At 53.8% G+C, this 19,034-nt stretch carries 19 protein-coding genes; 10 read left to right on the forward strand and 9 right to left on the reverse strand.

Going from position 1 to position 19,034, the window contains the following annotated elements:
* Window positions 1-283: 283 nt before the first annotated feature.
* Window positions 284-685: an H-NS family nucleoid-associated regulatory protein gene (locus tag OK409_RS21860; protein ID WP_010257055.1), complete on the forward strand. Its 402-nt coding sequence runs from the start codon at window positions 284-286 to the stop codon at window positions 683-685.
* Between the two features lie 229 nt (window positions 686-914).
* Here OK409_RS21860 and OK409_RS21865 read toward each other — a convergent pair whose 3' ends face one another.
* Both OK409_RS21865 and OK409_RS21870 read right to left on the reverse strand, forming a co-directional pair.
* Window positions 915-1,361, reverse strand: coding sequence for a VOC family protein (locus OK409_RS21865; RefSeq protein ID WP_264367534.1), 447 nt, complete (start codon window positions 1,359-1,361; stop codon window positions 915-917).
* A 68-nt stretch (window positions 1,362-1,429) separates the two neighbouring features.
* The gene (locus OK409_RS21870) at window positions 1,430-2,992 is read right to left on the reverse strand and encodes a sensor domain-containing diguanylate cyclase (protein ID WP_264367535.1); all 1,563 of its coding nucleotides are present in this window, start codon (window positions 2,990-2,992) and stop codon (window positions 1,430-1,432) included.
* 275 nt (window positions 2,993-3,267) lie between these two features.
* Between OK409_RS21870 and OK409_RS21875 the strand changes: the two genes are divergently transcribed.
* Window positions 3,268-3,669 carry an H-NS family nucleoid-associated regulatory protein gene (locus tag OK409_RS21875; protein WP_010257048.1) on the forward strand — a complete coding sequence of 134 codons (402 nt, stop codon included), beginning with the start codon at window positions 3,268-3,270 and terminating at the stop codon, window positions 3,667-3,669.
* A 91-nt stretch (window positions 3,670-3,760) separates the two neighbouring features.
* Here OK409_RS21875 and OK409_RS21880 read toward each other — a convergent pair whose 3' ends face one another.
* Both OK409_RS21880 and OK409_RS21885 read right to left on the reverse strand, forming a co-directional pair.
* Window positions 3,761-4,753, reverse strand: a complete 993-nt coding sequence (locus OK409_RS21880) for a GlxA family transcriptional regulator (protein WP_033781074.1) — start codon at window positions 4,751-4,753, stop codon at window positions 3,761-3,763.
* 75 nt (window positions 4,754-4,828) lie between these two features.
* Entirely contained in the window at window positions 4,829-5,608 is a 780-nt protein-coding gene (locus tag OK409_RS21885; protein WP_264367536.1) for an MBL fold metallo-hydrolase, read from the reverse strand.
* Between the two features lie 350 nt (window positions 5,609-5,958).
* On the opposite strand from OK409_RS21885, the gene OK409_RS21890 reads away from it, so the two are divergent.
* A complete protein-coding gene (locus tag OK409_RS21890) occupies window positions 5,959-6,627 on the forward strand; it encodes a DUF2268 domain-containing putative Zn-dependent protease (RefSeq protein ID WP_060678730.1) in 669 nt (222 codons plus the stop codon).
* 49 nt (window positions 6,628-6,676) lie between these two features.
* Here the strand turns inward: OK409_RS21890 and ahr are convergent, their stop codons facing one another.
* Window positions 6,677-7,693, reverse strand: a complete 1,017-nt coding sequence (ahr, locus tag OK409_RS21895; RefSeq protein WP_264367537.1) for an NADPH-dependent aldehyde reductase Ahr — start codon at window positions 7,691-7,693, stop codon at window positions 6,677-6,679.
* A gap of 104 nt (window positions 7,694-7,797) precedes the next feature.
* Window positions 7,798-9,771, reverse strand: coding sequence for a methyl-accepting chemotaxis protein (locus tag OK409_RS21900; RefSeq protein WP_264367538.1), 1,974 nt, complete (start codon window positions 9,769-9,771; stop codon window positions 7,798-7,800).
* A gap of 359 nt (window positions 9,772-10,130) precedes the next feature.
* Between OK409_RS21900 and OK409_RS21905 the strand changes: the two genes are divergently transcribed.
* Window positions 10,131-10,370 carry a type II toxin-antitoxin system RelB/DinJ family antitoxin gene (locus OK409_RS21905; RefSeq protein WP_010257033.1) on the forward strand — a complete coding sequence of 80 codons (240 nt, stop codon included), beginning with the start codon at window positions 10,131-10,133 and terminating at the stop codon, window positions 10,368-10,370.
* Window positions 10,370-10,657, forward strand: coding sequence for a type II toxin-antitoxin system RelE family toxin (locus tag OK409_RS21910; RefSeq protein WP_010257030.1), 288 nt, complete (start codon window positions 10,370-10,372; stop codon window positions 10,655-10,657). Before OK409_RS21905 ends, OK409_RS21910 begins: the two co-directional genes overlap by 1 nt.
* Before the next feature lie 44 nt (window positions 10,658-10,701).
* Here OK409_RS21910 and OK409_RS21915 read toward each other — a convergent pair whose 3' ends face one another.
* Window positions 10,702-10,887, reverse strand: coding sequence for a hypothetical protein (locus OK409_RS21915; protein ID WP_033786345.1), 186 nt, complete (start codon window positions 10,885-10,887; stop codon window positions 10,702-10,704).
* A 124-nt stretch (window positions 10,888-11,011) separates the two neighbouring features.
* Between OK409_RS21915 and OK409_RS21920 the strand changes: the two genes are divergently transcribed.
* Window positions 11,012-11,188: a general stress protein gene (locus OK409_RS21920; RefSeq protein ID WP_010257023.1), complete on the forward strand. Its 177-nt coding sequence runs from the start codon at window positions 11,012-11,014 to the stop codon at window positions 11,186-11,188.
* Window positions 11,189-11,251: 63 nt separating this feature from the next.
* Here OK409_RS21920 and OK409_RS21925 read toward each other — a convergent pair whose 3' ends face one another.
* Window positions 11,252-12,148 carry a LysR family transcriptional regulator gene (locus tag OK409_RS21925; protein ID WP_010257019.1) on the reverse strand — a complete coding sequence of 299 codons (897 nt, stop codon included), beginning with the start codon at window positions 12,146-12,148 and terminating at the stop codon, window positions 11,252-11,254.
* Window positions 12,149-12,350: 202 nt separating this feature from the next.
* Here OK409_RS21925 and OK409_RS21930 point away from each other — a divergent pair, with 202 nt between their 5' ends.
* Together OK409_RS21930 and OK409_RS21935 are read left to right on the forward strand one after the other, a co-directional pair.
* Window positions 12,351-13,475: an MFS transporter gene (locus tag OK409_RS21930; protein ID WP_264367557.1), complete on the forward strand. Its 1,125-nt coding sequence runs from the start codon at window positions 12,351-12,353 to the stop codon at window positions 13,473-13,475.
* Between the two features lie 68 nt (window positions 13,476-13,543).
* On the forward strand, window positions 13,544-14,569 hold the full coding sequence (locus OK409_RS21935) for an alpha/beta hydrolase (RefSeq protein WP_264367539.1): 1,026 nt from the start codon (window positions 13,544-13,546) through the stop codon (window positions 14,567-14,569).
* 59 nt (window positions 14,570-14,628) lie between these two features.
* Here OK409_RS21935 and OK409_RS21940 read toward each other — a convergent pair whose 3' ends face one another.
* Window positions 14,629-17,733 (reverse strand): efflux RND transporter permease subunit, encoded by a 3,105-nt coding sequence (locus OK409_RS21940; RefSeq protein ID WP_045139847.1) that lies wholly within the window; start codon window positions 17,731-17,733, stop codon window positions 14,629-14,631.
* Window positions 17,734-18,023: 290 nt separating this feature from the next.
* On the opposite strand from OK409_RS21940, the gene OK409_RS21945 reads away from it, so the two are divergent.
* Both OK409_RS21945 and yajD read left to right on the forward strand, forming a co-directional pair.
* Window positions 18,024-18,191, forward strand: coding sequence for a hypothetical protein (locus tag OK409_RS21945; RefSeq protein WP_009093121.1), 168 nt, complete (start codon window positions 18,024-18,026; stop codon window positions 18,189-18,191).
* Between the two features lie 334 nt (window positions 18,192-18,525).
* Window positions 18,526-18,873, forward strand: a complete 348-nt coding sequence (gene yajD, locus OK409_RS21950) for an HNH nuclease YajD (RefSeq protein ID WP_003850685.1) — start codon at window positions 18,526-18,528, stop codon at window positions 18,871-18,873.
* The last annotated feature ends 161 nt before the right edge of the window (window positions 18,874-19,034 follow it).

The following is a 19,034-nucleotide window of genomic DNA, read 5'->3' on the forward strand; positions in this document are numbered from 1 at the left end:
TATCCATAACGTAACTAAATTATTGGGCATCATCAGATGAGGCACCTTTTTGACATTTTGAGCGAAGAGTGTAAAAAAAAGAGTAACTTTACTTTTGTTTAAGGGTCTTACGTTAATTACAGTTTAAACTCTTTGAGAAAGCGATTAATATGTTGGCGTTGAACTATCGGTTCTGTATTTTGATTCTTCGAAGGCAAGCATCTTAAAAAAGCAGGTCTGACGAAAAGCATCAGCGTGAACCCGCTCTGTATTTTATTATCTGAACATGACTATGGTGACTTTGATGAGTGACACTCTCAACAGCTTGAATAATATCCGTACCCTTCGCGCAAACGCTCGCGAGCTTGACCTTGCTGCCCTGGAAGAAATGCTGGAAAAACTGTCGGTTGTGGTGAGTGAGCGACGTGAAGAAGCACAGGCTTCTGAAGCAGCTAATCGTGAAAAAGCTGAGAAACTGGCAAAATACCGTGAATTACTGTTGCAGGAAGGTATCGATCCTAACGAACTGTTAAATGGTATGCCGACTGCACCAGCCGTGAAGAAAAAACGCGCTCCTCGTCCGGCTAAATATCAGTACACCGACGAAAATGGTGAGGTTAAGCAGTGGACTGGCCAGGGCCGTACCCCATCTGCTATTAAATCTGCAATTGATGCAGGTAAATCGCTGGATGATTTCCTGATTTAATCCAGTATGCATAATGAAACACCGCCTGCATCAGGCAGGCGGTTTTTTCGCCATAAATCGTCAGGCTCAAGCATCTCAATTACCGGCCAGCCTGTACCCTTTCCTTTCTCATCTTGTTATTGTCTCTCCATCCATAATCCTGCTCAGGCGTTACCCTGAACTCAATAACTGAAAAGCTTTACGCAGTCACGCAACAAGTAATGGGATTCATTCTGTTCTCTCAACCGCTTTATTTATTCAGCGATTGCGTGTTGCGGGCTGTGATAATTTCCAGTCCGATCTGCTGACCATAAGAGAGCTCAAGCGTATTGCCATCAGGATCGGCAAAAAATGCCCAGTAGCCGACTGGCACACCAGATTGCTGCACGTCGCGTCGCAACACACCTTCGAGCCGAGCGAGTGCCACTTTTTCATCTATGTCTTCACGGCTGCTACAGGCCACCCCTATATGACCAAATGGACCCAGCGGCGTATCTTCATTGTTGTCAGATTGCACCAGCACCAGCGCAAAAGGTCGGGTTAAATCCGACAGCCACGCCACTTTCTGTGCTTCAGGAATGCCAGGTTCACGCTGATGTATCACCTGCATCCCGGCATAACGCTGATAAAAATCTACGCTCTTCTCTAAATCCCGTACCTGTAAAGCAAGATGAGTGAAACCGGTATCGTTTGACATGGCCGCTCCCTGTTTAAGTTGAGCTGTCACCATGCCACAGGCAGGATTCAGGATTTGATCACGGATGCTCAGCCGTTACGTTCTTCACACATGGCCTGGTTACGCCCTGCCCGTTTCGCGTGATACAAAGCCTCATCCGCGCGCGCTATCAGCGATTCTTTTTCCTGTTGTGAGTCTGAAGCAAGATAGACGGCGCAGCCTGCACTCAGGGTGACGTGCTTTTGCGGCAGTTCCGTGGTGAGATGCGGAATATCGAGCCTGTTAACGGCGTCGATGATCAATTCAGCGAAGTTCAAGGCGGCTGACAACGGCTGTCCGGGCAGAATAATGGCAAACTCTTCGCCGCCATATCGGGCCGTAAGTTCGTTTTTGCGGCGGGCGGCGTTTTTCAGAACAGTAGCCACTTTTTTCAGGCAGTCGTCACCCGCCACATGGCCGTAGGTATCGTTGAAACGTTTAAAATAATCGATATCGAGCAGGATTAATGACACCGGCTGGCCACTGCGCTCCGCGTTCTGCAGGCATTCAGTCAGCATGTGATCAAAATGGCGCCGGTTGGCAACACCCGTCAGCCCGTCACTCTGTGCCAGATTTTCCAGTGCGCGATTAGCCGCGGTCAGATCATCGCGTAATCGGGTCAGCTCAAGCTGATAACGCAGCGTATGCCGTGCCTGACGCAGTACAAATGCACCCAGTAAAAGAATAACAATCAGCAGCGCCAGGCTCAGAATCAGATCATGTACCCAGCTCTTGAGCCAGTGGTTAAACAGCGCGCGCTTGTCATATCCCGCGGCCACCACCAGCGGGTATCGCTGTGAGCGGACAAAGCCAAAGATGCGTTTTTTACCATCAAGCGCAGCGGTCCACTGACCGCTGCCTTTATCCGCATGGGCAAGCATCCTGAGGAAAAGCGGACTCACTGAGAGGTTTTTGCCGATGTAGCTATCCGGCATCGGACGGGCGTAAAGCACGGTACTGTCTGCCAGCATCAGTACCAGTACATCGCCTTCGCTAAGTTCATAATAGCTGTAGAAACGGCGGAAATAGTCCACTTTGACGGTGGCGAGTAAGACGCCCCGAAAGCCGTTAAAGGCATCGTTCACACGCAGCGTAACCGGGATCACCAGCTCGTGAGTGGTGCGGCTGCGAAGCACCGGGCCGACGTGCAGGGTATCGCGCGGGCTGGTGCGGTGATAATCGAAATATTCACGATCGGAATTATTGATGTCAGGCGGTATCCGGCTCATAGAAGTCGCTATCCATTTCCCCTGCGCATCATAGTAGAACAAGCCGTGTAGTTGTGGCAGGTGGCTCTGCAACAGGCGCATCGTCTGGCTCAGCGCCTCGCCATCTACACCGGTTGTGGCAATCTGCTTTTCGAGCTCGCGTTGCACCTCGCGCAAAGAGAGCTCGGTCTGCAAAAATGTATCGTCCGCCTGGCGCGCCTGTGACAGCGACAGATTAACCGCCGTATCTTCAGCTTTATCGACGGTTTCATTCCAGTCTTCCCGCAGCGTCCACACATTTAAGCCAATCACCGCCACGCTGAGCAATACGCCTGAAAGGATAATACTTCTTAGCAGCGGCGAGATTTTTGGCGCTGAACCCTCATTTTTTTGGCGAAACTTCATGCCTGTCCTTAATAAACCCTGTTGACTGATTTAAGCACAGTTAATCAAAAGCAAAAATGCAAATCCCACAATCCTGTTTCAACAATGATAATCCGCAATTAACCAGCAGATTTCGCTTAAAATTTCTTCTTTGGTGGTTCAACCAGCACCCTTAATAGAGGATTAATAGCGAATAAGGCTACACTAGCGCTTCAAATATCACGTGGGTAAATGTTACCCTTGCCAGCTGAATAATTTGCACTTCATTGATTAAGTTGAGTATTTGAGGATTTGTTATGAGTAAGAACCTGAGCAGCCTGAACAATATCCGCACGCTTCGTGCAGAGGCGCGCAATATGGCTTTAGATATGCTGGAAGAGTTACGCCAGAAATTAGAGACCGTGGTAAATGAACGTCGTGAAGAGGAAAACGCGCGGGCAGCGGAAGCCCGTGAGAAAGCAGAAAAACTGGCGTTCTACCAGGAGCTGTTAATGGAAGAAGGGATTAACCCGGCGGAGCTGGTGAATAGCGCATCCCCCTCGGTAACCGGCAAAAAGAAACGCGCAAAGCGTCCGGCGAAATACCGTTACAATGACGAAAATGGTCAGGTTCGTTACTGGACGGGTCAGGGCCGAACGCCCTCCGTAATTAAGGCGGCCATTGAAAACGGCCAGTCGCTGGATGATTTCCTGCTGTAGTCGCATTTATTTCTGCCGGAATAGTGACCGTCATTACGCGGGAATATTCCGGCAGGTAAAGTCACAGGCGCAGAAATTCATCCGGGCCTGGTCACTCATCGTCCTGTCGTAATGTCTCATCACTCATCACCGGATGCGGCCCCCGAAATGTCCGGCGCCACTCGCTGGGAGAGACGCCAAACCGGGATTTAAAACGCTGACGAAATGACACGGGCGAATCAAAACCCGCCTTTTCTGCCACACATTCAATGCTGATGCCGGTGGTTTCGAGTAATAGCTGGCTGCGTTGCAGACGCTCTGCTGTCAGCCACTCTCCCAGGGACATGCCTGTCGCCTTGTGAAAATGACGCGTCAGCGTTCGCCTGCTCATGCCAAGCGTCCGCGAAAGTGAGTCAAGATCCTGCGGCTGATGCAGATTCTGTCGCAGGGACGCCAGCAACGCGTTGATCTTACTGTCACGCGTTGTTTCCGGAACCGGCCGCTCAATGAACTGCGCCTGACCGCCTTCACGGTAAGGCGGCACCACCATGCGTCTGGCTACCCGATTAGCCATGGCGCTGCCATAGTGGTGACGGATGATATCCAGGCAGCAGTCGATGCCCGCCGCGGTGCCGGCAGAAGTGATCAGACGAGTGTCCCGGGTATAAAGAGCATTACTGTCGAGGTGAACCTGCGGAAAGCGCTCGCAGAAGTCACGCTCAAATTCCCAGTGAGTGGCAGCACGATGCTTATCGAGCAAACTTGCATAAGCCAGTACGTAAGTGCCCAGACATAGTCCAACGATCTCTGCGCCGCGCTGCCAGGCTGCCACCAGCTTATCAAGCAGCGCCTGCGCAGGTTTTTCAGCCGGATTATGCCAGTAGGGCACGATAATAATGTCCGCCTGATCAAGCGGGTCAAGACCCTGTTCCACCGTAATTGACAACCCCATCTCTGAGATGACCGGGCCTGGTTTCAGTGCGCAGATATCGACATGAAACAGATCCGGCTGCGGCAGGGCTGAGCCGAACAGAATACAGGGAACTGAAAAATGAAACGGACTAAAACCGGCCGTTGCCAGCACCGCGACTCTCAGAGCAGCCATCCTCTCCCCCTTATTGTGTGAAAGCGTAGTGTTGAGAACTCACGGCACAATTGTGCCGGTTTAGTGCCACGACGCTCAGAACGTCATTGTTTCACCATCTTCCGGGATCAGCACCTGGTCAGTAATACCCTGTTCGGTAGTCCAGGCTCGCAGCTCTGCGCGCGTCAGCAAACAGTGGTTGATCGCCTCCATGTGTGAGGCAACCAGCGTTGCGTCAGGCAGGATATTCAGCGTGCGCTGGGTATCCTCTTTTCCCATGATAATCGGCCCATAGAGATCGTTGGTTGCATTGCCGATATTCATTACCACCACCTGCGGCTGAAAACGTTGCAGCGCTCTGACATAGGGTTTGACCCATACGGTATCGCCAGCTATATAGAGGGTTTTTTCTGCCGGATGGGTAAAGACCAGGCCACAGGCGTCACCCAGAATATCGCCCATCACTTTGTCGGCATATAACGCATTGCTGCCGTGCTGACCGTCGGTTTTATAAATCGTCAGGCCATCAACAAACGGATTCTCATCCTGCAGCACGCGAACATTTTCAAAACCCTGCGAACGAATCAGCGCTGCATCTGTTTCGTTCTGGCTGTAGATCATCATCGTCTTCGGCACTAGCTGCTGCGCAGCCTCATCCCAGTGATCCATATGCGTGTGGGTGATAATAACCACATCGACTGCCAGCAGTGCAGCGACCGGGACAGGCAGCTCAACCATCGGATTTCTCAGATGGGGACGGGCATTTCCGGCAAATCCGGGCCAGGCCTCTTTTTCGGCCAGCATCGGGTCGATCAGGAATTTTTTGCCTGCATAGTCCAGTAGCAGGGTGGCATTACGAATCTGGGTCAGCTTCATTTTGGCTCCGTAAACAGTTTCAGTGAAATCAGCCAGGCTTACTGGCTACCATAAGGTCACTTTACGGCACTGTTTACCTGCGCGTAACAGGCTCAAAGGACAGTGTTCGATGGAATCGGGCCAAACTGCACTATTTTCTTGTGGCAGGGTATCTATCGGTGCTGGCGTCGCGACGAAACAGCCCTGAATGTTCAGTAATGGCAGGAGTTCCCGAAGTTGCTTTTAACTCTTTACCGACAACGATAACGCTCTCTGCCGATGTCTGTTTAAAGCATTGCCGGTTAAGGTATTAGTAGCCCTGGCGGGTCCCGGACCTGTGTTCTGATTATCAACCTTTGACAGGAGAGTCTGTGAACGACTTATGGAAATTGCACTGGCTGGAGGCATCGGGTGATGTTGAACCCTATAAATCGGCAATAGTCAGGGCCGCTGAGCTCGCCTGCGAGCACCTCTCCTCCGTGACACGTGTCCCTCGTCTGGATATTCTGGTTCAGTGCATGCCGGAGGCAGTAATACCTGAAACCGGTTTTGCAGGCCGGGCTTACGGGCCCACCCTGTTCGGCCTGGCCATTGACCCGGCAAATCCGAATCTGCCCGGGATGCTGGAAAATGGCACGCTGGTGCGGCATATCGTGCATGAAGTCCATCACTGTTTGCGAATGCGCGGGCCGGGATATGGCTGGACGCTGGGTGAAGCGCTGGTCAGCGAAGGTCTGGCGGGTCAGTTCGTCTGCTGGCTGCTTAAAACGGCAGCAGAGCCCTGGGAACGAGCCATAGAGCTAAGCGAATTACAGGCTAGTCCAGTGCCGCTGACCACGCTGCAAAGTCCTCATTATGATCATTCTGCCTGGTTCTTCGGCACGGGTGACTTTCGCCGATGGTATGGCTATACGCTGGGCTACCAGATGGTTGCCGCATGGCGCCGTGATAACGCGGAATGCGCTACAGAGAAATGGTTCAGCGTGACAGCCGATGAGGTGATTGCCGCAGGGCTGGCTAAGGGATTGCTGACAAATTGAGGATAAAAAAATGCCGCAGCAGGCTGCGGCATGTCATTTCAGATTCGCATCAGAAATCGGCTTTCAGAACCACACGGTAATTGGCTTTACCGGCGCGAACGTGATCCAGCGCTTTATTGATGTCAGACATCGGGAAGAACTCAACCTGTGGCGCAATATCCGCACGCGAGGCGAGTCGCAGCAGCGAACGCAGCTGGCCTGGTGAGCCGGTTGATGAACCGGTCACCGCTTTATCGCCCAGGATCAGATCAAAAGCACTCACTTCAATCGGCTTCATCACGGCACCCACGGTGTGGAATTTACCCTGAGGTGCCAGCGCAGCGAAATAAGGTTTCCAGTCCAGGTCGACCGCCACAGTACTCAGGATCAGGTCAAAACGGCCTGCCTGCTTTTTCAGAGCTTCTGGATCACGGCTGTTAACCACTTCATCCGCGCCCATATCCAGGATCGACAGCTTCTTATCTGGCGTTGAGCTGAATGCCACCACTTCGGCACCCATCGCGTGCAGGATCTTGATTGCGATATGGCCAAGTCCGCCGATACCAATCACACCCACACGGCTGGTTGCCGTGATGTTGCTCATCAGCAGCGGTTTAAACACGGTGATACCGCCACACAGCAGCGGACCGGCGCTCGCCACATCCAGTTTTTCTGGCAGCGGAATAACCCATTGCCAGTCAGCACGCAGCTTCTCGGCAAAACCACCTTTGTTCATGATGGTCGGGATGCTGCCCTGCTGACAGTTAACCTGCTCGCCGTTAATACAGGCATCGCAGTGCTGACAGCTTTTTGCTGTCCAGCCGATTCCTACACGCTGGCCGACTGAAAGACCTTTGTTCTTAGCCGCTTCGCCCAGGGCTGAAACCCGGCCAATCACTTCATGTCCTGCAATCACCGGGAACTGAGAGATGCCCCACTCGTTGTCGATCATCGACAGATCTGAGTGGCAGACGCCACAATATTCGACCTGGACTTCGACTTCTTCGGCTGCCAGTTCGGCGGCATCGTACTCATAGAGTTCAAGGGCCTGGCCAGCCTGCATGGCTGCATAACTTTTAATTTTCATTCATACCTCTGCGTGGTTAATCACCGACAAGTGTAACAACTGAAAGCCCGCCCTGCCTGGTCGTTACGCTTACACCGCACTTTTTTGTCTTTTATGCTGATAAATCAGCCCTTAACCTGCGCACCGGAAAGAGTTTGTAACACCTTGAGCTGCGCGACGGCTTCCTGCATCGCATCCATCCCCTGCGTCAGTTCACGCAGGCTGCCGAGATGCTTCGCAATGTCAGCGCGCTCATGTCGCGTCTGTTGATTCATGGCCGCCAGCGTATCGGCTGCACTGATACTGCGCTCTGCCATCTGGGCGGCGTTCTGCGCCGAATCACTGGCCACCAGCCGGATACGTGAGATGGTGCTGACTGCCTCACCGATGTTACTGGCCGTAGCTTCAGCCTGCTCTTTTGAGGAGTGCGCCAGACGACGAACTTCGCCCGCGACCACAGCAAATCCCCGCCCAGCCTCGCCTGCACGAGCCGCTTCTACTGCGGCATTCAGCGCCAGGATGTTGGTCTGGAAAGCAATATTGCTGATGCCATGCGTAATCTCATTGATGCCGTTGGAAATTTTCTCCAGATCGTCCAGACCATCATCCAGCCGGCCCTGCGCCTGCTGACTCTCGGTGGCGATATTACTGATGTTACGGATACTGCTCTCTGCCAGGCTCAGGGTTTCTCCCTGGCTCTGAGTGGCTGTTTCCAGCACCGGCAGCGCCTCCATCAGCGGCGTCAGCGCCTGCTGATAAGTGATAACCCGATCCAGCACCCGCGTCTGGATGCTGTTCAGCGCTTCCCAGCGGCGCAACGCTCGCTGCGCGTAGTGTGCCGCGTAGCCGGCGTACTCTACCGGGAACTGGCTCATCGCTTTGACGTCATGATTAAAGAACACCAGCGCGGAGAGCGTCTGATTGATGGGCACACCCAGGATTTCGCCGAAGCTGGAAAAACCGGCGGCGGCAATGCCTTTGAAGAAATGGGCATTATGCAGCTTATCGGCATTACCGACACGGCGCAGAATACAGTCGTTCATCAGGATCGCCGCGGGTTTGCCATGCTGAGCGGTAAAAGCCTGCCACTCCTGCTGCGTCGTCTGTTTAAAGTCTTTCTCTTCCATCAGGAACAGTCGATCGCCAAACTCAAGATCGCAGAAAAAGTGTACGCCGCCCGATTCAATTTTGGCGATCGAGCGAATAAAGTACTCGCCGCCAACTTTAACGCCAAAAGTGAGTCCCTTTAGCCGTTCGCTCAGTTGCGCTTCGTTGCAGTTGAGATGTTCACACAGCGCCGCAACAAACGATTGCTGCTGCCCCTGGCGGTTAAATACTGACGTTACAGTACGCGCAACCGGATCGGCTTCAGCAATCAGCCAGCTCTGATCGCGTGGCGTAAAGTTCTGGCTTTTAAAAGGAGCAAATGATTTTCCTGGCGCCATCTGGGAGAACACAATCACAGCCTTGCCCTGCAACACCCTGCCACCTGTACCAATCCAGGTGCCATCAAAGGTGATTTTACCCCCGGCAGAACCGCCAATCGCCAGGCAGGGAAAGCGCCCGCTGTTATACCAGGCCTGCATCAGAAAGCCTTCGGATGCCGACAATCCGTCACAGTAAATCATGGCGAAAGTACGATCAGCCGAGAGCGGCATCCGCACCTTCAAGCGCGCCAGCTCCTGCTGGATGGCGGTGATGCGCTGGCTGGCCGTCTGCGTGTCGGCGACATGCAGATCAACAATATGCGTCTCATGGCGTGCGATCAGTGTGTCCGGCAGCCAGAGGTAGCTTCCCTCCGGGCCATTGCCATCACAGTAGGTGCTTTGCGATCTGCTGCTGCTCAGCGCGCCGTTGGAAGAGAGCGTCAATACCGTCAGGTCGGCGGAATTGAATCGCTGCCAGGCCTGACTGACCCGCTGAAAATCGGCTTCAGGCGGAACGAAGGTCATCAGGATGCCGCCCGCCCGCGAGCTTAAACCCACGGAGGCCAGTGAATCTGGCAACGCACGACAATCGTAGGTGCCATTGGCAGGCTGACTGCTACGCCTAAGACGGGCAACAGGCAGGTGTCTTTTGATCGTCTTAATGATCGACATATTATTATTTTCGCTTTTATTTGAGTAATTTGCGCTTAAATTAGCGCTTTCTGGTGTGTATAAAAGGAGGGCTAAAAGCAGGTCCGTTCGCGTTCAGAACTCGTCGCGGAGTGCCGGGTTCATCAATGATCGGCGCGCTCAACGCCTGTTGGTTATCGCCAGTAGCGGGAAAACCTTTAACGATTGCTGCAGTTGGTTTAATGGATGAAGATGTTATATTTTCGTAGCATAAAATAAGCTTTAGCGTGATTTTACCGGGAAGATATAAGGCTGTGCGGGTGACTGATGTTTACTGTTTGCGATACAGACTCATCAGTGCGACAATTGTAATGTCAAGTGTAAATACAAAGGAACTCGCTATGGGCACAATTAACATTCGAATCGATGATGACCTGAAGACACGATCCTATGCTGCGCTCGAAAAAATGGGTGTGACTCCTTCTGATGCGCTGCGCCTGATGCTTGAATATATTGCAGATAATGAACGTCTTCCCTTTAAGCAAACGTTACTCAGTGACGAAGATGCGGCGTTAGTAGACATAGTTAAAGAACGCCTGCGAAACCCTGAGCCTGTCCGGGTCACACTGGATGACCTTTAATGACCTGGCAACTGGAGTTCGATCAGAGGGCACTGAAAGAGTGGCGCAAGCTGGGCCCGACAGTACGTGAACAGCTTAAAAAGAAGCTGGCTGAGTGTCTTGAGTCACCCAGAATTGAGGCGAACAAACTCAGCGGGATACCTGACTGCTATAAGATCAAGCTAAAGTCATCCGGTTATCGACTTGTATACCAGGTTATTGATGACCGGGTGGTGGTTTTTGTGGTGGCTGTCGGGAAAAGAGAGCGCTCAGAGGTTTATTCTGCCGCTTCCAGGCGTCTCTCTTAAACAGGCGACTTCACCGCTAACAAACAAAGCGGCGCTATTCCTGTTTACCTGTCACTCTGCTGGTTCCAGTGCTGTTCGCAGCGCTCCCGAGCTTCGGCAGGCAGGTCACGTAAGTCTGGGAGCGTGTCGCCGGAACCGTAGCCTATTGATCCCCTCGCTTCCTGCTGTTCATCCTGCGCGGCGAACGTGATTTTCTCATCCAGCTGCTGCCAGCTATCACCCTGCGACAAATTAAAATCAGTCTTATCAATACTTTAATTCTGTGCATTTGCATAAACGAAGCGGACGACTATGCTTGCAGGTGTGACTAGCTAGTCCTTTTTATCTAATGGAACATTGATATGAGGTCTTCCTATGACACAACAGAAATACAGAGGTGGTGCCGGCAATTTTGCCAACGATCCAGAACGGGCGAGTGAAGCTGGCAGTGCAGGAGGCAAGGCCAGTGGGGGCAATTTCAAAAACGATCCTGAAAAAGCCAGGGAAGCCGGTCGGAAAGGAGGCAAAATTAGTCGCCGTCCTTCTAAGTAATTCTGAATAAAGCGCTTTAGGACGTATTACGCCATGGAATGGCATCTATTCCAATCAGGTTCATCATGCCCCCTCTTTTAGCCTTAATGCCTCTCTGACCAGGGTAAAAGCGGGTGAATGTTGCTTGCGGCTGGGATAGTAGAGGTAATACCCGGGAAACGGCTCGCACCAGCGCTCCAGCACGCGGATCAAGGTGCCCTGCTCCAGCCCTTCTGCGACTTCCTGCTCAGGCAGGAAAGCGATCCCCAGCCCGGCGAGAGCCGCTTCTGCAATGTGTGCCGAAGTGTTGAACGTTAGCTGTCCATCCACCCGTACATTTAACGGCCCCTCTTCACCGTCAAACTCCCAGACGTACAACCCACCCGCTGTCGCCTGCCGCATATTAATGCAGTTGTGATGCAGCAGATCCTGCGGAACCTGCGGCGCAGCATGACGACGAAAGTAGTCGGGCGTGGCCACCGCAGCCATCCGTAATGGCGGGCTTATCGGCATCGCCACCATGTCTTTATCAATGGTGTCTCCCATCCTGACCCCTGCATCAAATCGATCGGCCACGATATTGCGTAAGCCATGATTAGCATCGAACTCAAGCCGGATATCAGGATAAGCCGCCAGCAATGGCGTCAGCTTTGGCATCAGGAGTGAGCTCAGAATATGCGGCCCGCAGGTGATCCGTACCGTGCCGGCTGGCTTGTCCCGCATCGCGGTCAGCATATCCAGTTCCGCCTCAATTTCATCGAATCGGTTGCCAATCGCCTGGATTAACCGTTCACCCGCCGCAGTCGGTGAAACGTTACGGGTCGTGCGGGTAAGCAGCCGAATCTCCATCCGGTTTTCCAGCGCGGTAATGGTCTGACTTAACGCGGGCTGCGTCACGCCCAGCAGCGCTGCCGCGCGGGTAAAGCTGCCCTCACGCGCCACGGTAATAAAAGCCTGCAGGTCATTCATGTTGCGCTTCATACTGCACTCCCGCCGATAGATTTATAAGGTCTGGTTATAACCCCATTAAGGATTCATTAGCTAGTCAATATAAAGCGAAACAGTAAAATTTCCTGAGTTCATCAGCACCGCAAACAATGAAACAGGACACAACATGACTTCCACGGAAACAACTGACTGTTCCCCCCGGCATAAAGAAGCGCACTGGGGTGGTGTATGGGCAATGACGCTGTGTGTATTCGCGCTCATCGCCTCTGAATTCATGCCGGTCAGCCTGTTATCGCCGTTATCACAAGATCTGGCGGTCAGCGAAGGTCTGGTCGGACAGGGCATCGCTATCTCCGGCGCACTGGCAGTGATCACCAGCCTCTCAACAACCCGCATCGCAGGGAACCTCGACCGCAAAATTCTGTTGCTGGCGCTCACGCTGGTAATGGCACTATCCGGATTGATGGTGGCGATGGCACCCAACTATCTGACTTACATGACTGGCCGGGCATTGATTGGCGTGGTGATTGGCGGTTTCTGGTCGATGTCAGCGGCGGTCGCTATCCGGCTGGTCCCCACCGGGCAGGTGCCGCGCGCGCTGGCCATTTTCAATGGCGGGAATGCGCTGGCGACGGTTATCGCTGCACCGCTGGGCAGCTATCTCGGTTCTGTCATTGGCTGGCGCGGGGCTTTTTTCAGCCTGGTGCCGGTAGCCTTGATCGCCCTGCTCTGGCAGGCGCTCACGCTGCCATCAATGCCAGTCGATTCGGCCCGGCAGCGCAGCGGAAAAATTCTGCAGCTGCTGCGTTCGCCGCTGGTTACGGTGGGTCTGACCGCCTGCGGCCTGCTCTTTATGGGCCAGTTCACCCTGTTTACCTATCTCCGCCCGTTTCTGGAAACCGTGACACAGGTTGACGTTTCTGCGCTGTCGCTGGTGCTGCTGACCATTGGCGTCGCCGGCTTTATCGGCACGCTGATTATCGGTGCTGTTTTGCAGCGCGGATTCTATCTGACCCTGATGATTATCCCGTTGATTATGGCGCTGGTTGCGATGCTGCTCATGGTGTTCGGTCATCACCTGTGGCTGGTGGCGCCACTGCTTGGCATCTGGGGACTGGTGGCAACAGCGGCACCAACCGGATGGTGGGCCTGGATCGCCAGAACCTTTCCGGATAATGCCGAGACCGGTGGCGGATTAATGGTGGCCATCGTACAGCTGTCGATTGCTTTGGGGTCGACGCTGGGTGGCCTGGCCTTTGACCATGCAGGCTGGCAGACCACCTTTGCCATCAGCGCCACATTACTGGTCACTGCCGCCGGACTGGCGATGATCACCGCCCGTAAGGAAAGCGCTGCCTGATAGCAGATGCGTTGTTTAACCGGGCAACCCGTTGCCCTCACGTCGTCAACCCCGATAAGGATCTTCTTATGAGAGCATTAACCCTGATGTTTGGACTGTTGATCAGTTCATTTGCGGCCAGCGCTGCCGATATGTCACGCGGCGCCGATAACTTTTATCAAAGCGATAAAGTCACCCGCGAGAAAGTCACCTTTAAAAACCAGTATCAGATGGGTGTGACCGGCACGCTGTACAGACCAAAAGAGGCCGGTAAAACGGCGCGCCTTCCGGCGATTGTGGTAGGTCATCCGATGGGCGCAGTCAAAGAGCAGAGCGCCAGCCTCTATGCGCAGAAAATGGCTGAGCAGGGATTTGTTACCCTGGCAATTGATCTTTCATTCTGGGGCGAAAGTGAAGGTCAGCCACGCAACGCGGTCTCTCCGGATATCTATTCCGAAGACTTCAGCGCCGCCGTGGATTACCTGGGTACCCGCCAATTTGTCGATCGCGACAGGATTGGTGTGCTGGGCATCTGTGGCAGTGGCAGTTTTGTCATCAGCGCAGCGAAGATTGATCCCCGCATGAAAGCCATTGCTACCGTCAGCATGTATGACATGGGGTCAGCCAACCGTAATGCGCTGAATAAAAGCCAGACACTGGCGCAGCGCAAGCAAATCATGGAAGCAGCAGCACAGCAACGCTATGTAGAGTTCACCGGGGGTAAAACTGAGTACACCAGTGGTACACCACATAAAATCGATGCTGATTCGCCTCCGATAGCCAAAGAGTTCTATGATTTTTACCGGACGCCTCGCGGTGAGTTCACACCGAAAAACAGTTCAGCTGCGCTGACCACGCACCCGACGCTCACCAGCAACGTGAAATTCATGAACTTTTATCCGTTTAATGACATTGAGACCATCTCACCGCGCCCGATGCTCTTCATCACGGGTGATAAAGCGCATTCACGCGAGTTCAGCGAAGATGCGTTCCAGCGTGCGGCACAGCCCAAAGAGCTCTATATCGTGCCTGATGCAGGCCATGTGGACCTTTATGACCGCACTGACCTGATCCCGTTTGCGAAGCTGACCGCCTTCTTTAAACAGCATTTGTAATCTTCCGCTGATCATTGATCCCAGCCCGTCTGCAGCCGCCTGCAGACGGGCTTTCTGCGTTATTGGCCTTTGCGATGGCGGGTCAGGTAGTGCTTCACCAGCACAAAGAAGAGCGGAACAAAGAACAGCGCCAGTACCGTGCCTGCCAGCGTACCGCCGATGATACCGGTACCGATGGCGATGCGGCTGTTAGCACCGGCGCCCGTCGCCACCGCCAGCGGGATCACACCGGCGATAAAGGCCAGCGACGTCATCATAATCGGCCGCAGACGGGTTCGCGCTGCCTGCAACGCAGCCGCGCTCAGCGAACTTCCCCGACGAACCGCATCCTCCGCAAATTCGATGATCAGTATCGCGTTTTTGGAGGTGAGTCCAACTGTGGTCAGCAACGCCACCTGGAAGTAGATATCATTGCTTAATCCGCGCAGTGCCACCGCCAGCACGGTACCTAGCACGCCGAGCGGCACCGCTAACAGCACGGAGAAAGGCACCGACCAGCTCTCATACAGCGCAGCAAGACAGAGGAAAACCACCAGAATCGAGATCGCATACAGCGTGGTTGACTGCCCGCCCGCCTGCTTCTCCTGCAGCGAAAGACCGCTCCATGCCCCTGTGGTCCCTGCCGGGAGTTCATTGGCCAGTCGCTCAATGGTGTTCATAGCATCGCCGGAGCTGAACCCTTCGGCGTTCTGCCCCTGTATTTCGTAGGAGGCAGAGCCGTTGTAGCGGTTAAGGCTTTCGGGTCCCATGGTCCATCGGGTCGAGGCAAACGCCGAGAATGGCGTCATGGTGCCCTCACTGTTACGGATGTACCATTTATCCAGATCAGAAGGTGATGAACGATACTGACCGTCGCCCTGCACATAGACCCGCTTTACCCGACCCCGGTCGATGAAGTCATTGATATAGGCACCGCCCCAGGCGCTGGTCAGCGTATCGGTCACGTCATCCAGCTGCAGTCCCAGTGCCACCGCTTTGCTGGTATCAATATCGACCTGCAACTGCGGCGTTTGCGGCAGGATATTGGCCCGCACGCCGAGCAGTTCCGGGCTTTGCGCTGCGCTTTGTAAGAGCTGATCGCGCAGGTTGCCCAGTTGCTCACGCGTGGTGCCACCACTGGCCAGCAGCTCATAGGTAAAGCCGTTGTTCTGTCCCAGACCCGGCACCGACGGCGGCGTCAGCGCAAAGATCTGCGCATCCCGAATCGACGCCAGCGCGTAGGTGGCGCGCCCGGCAATCGCTTCGGCAGAGTTTTCACTACCCGGTCGCTGATCCCAGTTCTTAAGCTTGATAAACGCCATACCGGCATTCTGCGCAGCACCGCTGAAGTTAAAACCGTTGATGGTGAAGACCACATCAATATTCTGTTTCTCTTCGGTCAGGAACCAGTCAACAATCTGCTGATTGACTGCCTCAGTGCGACTGGCCGTGGCACCCGCTGGCAATGTCGCCTGAAGCATGATGCTGCCCTGATCTTCAGTCGGCAGGAAGCTGCCCGGCAAGCGGGTAAACATCACAAACAGCACAACGCCCATTGCCGCATAAAGCGATACCATGATCAGCGGACGGCGCAGAGTGCTCACCACTTTGTGACGATACTGGCGCTCGGTGGCGGCATAAAAGCGGTTAAAACCGCCAAAGAAGCCTTTACGATGGGGTGAGGTCGGCCGCAGCAACATGCCACACAGTGCAGGCGTTAGGGTCAGTGCCACCACCACGGAGAAGGTCATGGCGGCGATGATGGTGATGGAGAACTGCCGGTAAATCACACCGGTCGACCCGGCGAAAAAGGCCATGGGCAGAAATACCGCGGAGAGCACCAGCGCGATAGCCACCAGCGCGCCGGAGATCTCTTTCATCGACTTTTCCGTTGCCTCACGCGCCGGCAGACCTTCGTCATGCATAATGCGTTCGACGTTTTCGACGACCACGATGGCATCATCCACCAGCAGCCCGATGGCCAGCACCATAGCAAACAGCGTCAGGGTATTGATGGTGTAGCCGCAAAGCGCCAGTACGCCAAAGGTGCCGAGCAGTACCACCGGCACCGCCAGCGCCGGGATCAGCGTCGCACGGATGTTCTGCAGGAACAGGTACATCACCACTACCACCAGCGCAATCGCTTCGATCAGGGTGATCACCACATCCTCAACGGAGATTTTGATGAAGTCAGTGCTGTCGAGTGCATAAGCCACCTCATAACCTTCCGGCATTGAGTGGCGATACTCTTCAACTTTGTTTTTCACCAGCGTTGCGGTGGCCAGCGCATTCGCGCCCGGCGCCAGCATCACACCGACACCCGCCGCAGGATGCCCGTTGAGTCGGGTGGTCATGTCATAGGATTCGCCGCCCAGCTCCACCCGCGCCACATCACCCACGCGCACGATGGCACCGCTTTTGTCGCTTTTGACGATGATGTTTCGGAACTGCTCTGGTGTCTGCAGTCGCGACTGCGCTCTGACCGTGGCGGTGAGCTGCTGATTGTCGGGCGATGGCAGGCCGCCGATTTTACCGGCTGAAACCTGAATGTTCTGCGAGCGTATCGCCGCCGACACATCGGAGGGCTGCAACGCAAAGGAGTTTAGTTTGAAGGGATCGAGCCAGATGCGCATCGCGTACTGACCGCCGAACACCTGGATGTCACCTACCCCTTCGGTCCTGGCCAGCGGCTCCTGCATATTACTGACCAGCCAGTCACCGATATCCGTGCTGTTGCTTTTGCCCGTGGTGTCATACAACCCCATCACCAGCAGGAAGTTTGACTGCGATTTGGTCACGGTAACACCAAGCTGCTGCACTTCGCTGGGCAGACGGGAGAGCGCCTGCTGCACCTTGTTCTGCACCTGCACCTGAGCCGTGTCCGGATCGGTGCCCTGACTGAATGTGACGGTAACCGACACATTCCCCTGTGAACTGCTGCTGGAGGTAAAATAGAGCAGATTATCCAGCCCGGTAAGCTGCTGCTCGATCACCTGCGTGACGCTGTTCTCCAGCGTTTCCGCAGAAGCACCGGTGTACGTTGCGCTGATATTCACCGAAGGCGGCGCAACATCGGGATATTGTTCAACCGGCAACAGGGTAATAGAGAGCGCGCCAAGCAGCATGATTAAAATGGCAACAACCCATGCAAAAACGGGACGATAAATAAAAAAACGAGAAAACATCAGCGGGATCTCTTCCTTTTGGGCGGGTGCAAAACCTGCATTCCTGCAGGCTAACAAACAGCGTTGATTATAGGGTGTAACCTCAGGCTGAACATCCTGACGTGATCTTTTCTTAAGGCTGGCTGATCGTACCGTGACGCTGCATTTTCGATTTATCGCGGATTTAACTGTGCTGACATCCGATGTGGGCATCAAAGAGAAAGCCGATCCATAACGAATCTGCTGATGCATTAAGCAAAATGGTGAGCCCTGACTATTCTCAAATAAAAGATATTGATCAGGAGAAAACCATGAAATTTTTCTACTTCGTTTCGCTTATCGCCTCTGCCCTCTATTTACTGGCCTTCCTGCCTAAACTCCGTACCCGTCGTGAACCCATAGCCTACTGGGGATGCTGGACTTATCTGGGTGCTAACGCCATTTTCTGGGCCGTTTATGGTGTCATGCATTACATTTGATGTCATTTTTTAAGCAAAGCGGTAAACAGGGATGTTTTGGGCGCTATCCTGCTGATTAATTGGGTTAGCGTGAGCGGGAACGTAGAGATATATCATTTTTGAGTTTTCATCACAGCGACATGATTTTGTGCCTTCTCACAGGCCCGGCAGTTATTCAGGATTGCGAGACGTGCTGGAAAAATCATATAAGGCGGCTACGCTGATTTTCAGCTAACCCTCTGGATTTTAAAGCCTCCCGTCCCGCGGAACACGATGATTTCTTCTTCTGTTCCGTTATGGGATATATTGGCATCACTATCGTGAAATTTTCTCTTCATAACAGGTTATCCCGGCAATGGCTTTGATCCCTAAAAACTACACGCGGCTGGAAAGCGGCTACCGTGAGAAAGCACTTAAAATCTATCCGTGGGTGTGTGGACGCTGCTCACGCGAGTTTGTTTATTCAAACCTGCGCGAACTGACGGTTCACCATATCGATCACGACCACACCAACAACCCGGAAGATGGCAGTAACTGGGAGTTGTTGTGTCTCTATTGTCATGACCACGAGCACTCAAAGTACACCGAGGCTGACCAGTATGGCACCCGTGTAGTGGCTGGCGAGGACGCACAAAAAGATGTTGGTGAGGCCACCTACAATCCCTTTGCTGACCTGAAGTCGATGCTGAATAAGAAGAAGTAATGGCTGAACTGTCAGGCTGGCCGACCGGCCTGACAGTGTCGCTTCCCGAAGAGAATCACAATGTCTGGCCGCGGCCAGAACATAACGTAGTCCGTCATGCCAGATGCCACCCTGGCCAGACTCAGCGCGATATGAATCCTTTACCAGCCGGTTATTTCAGA

The organism is Pantoea sp. RG18 (assembly GCF_025910075.1).
GTDB lineage: Bacteria > Pseudomonadota > Gammaproteobacteria > Enterobacterales > Enterobacteriaceae > Pantoea > Pantoea agglomerans.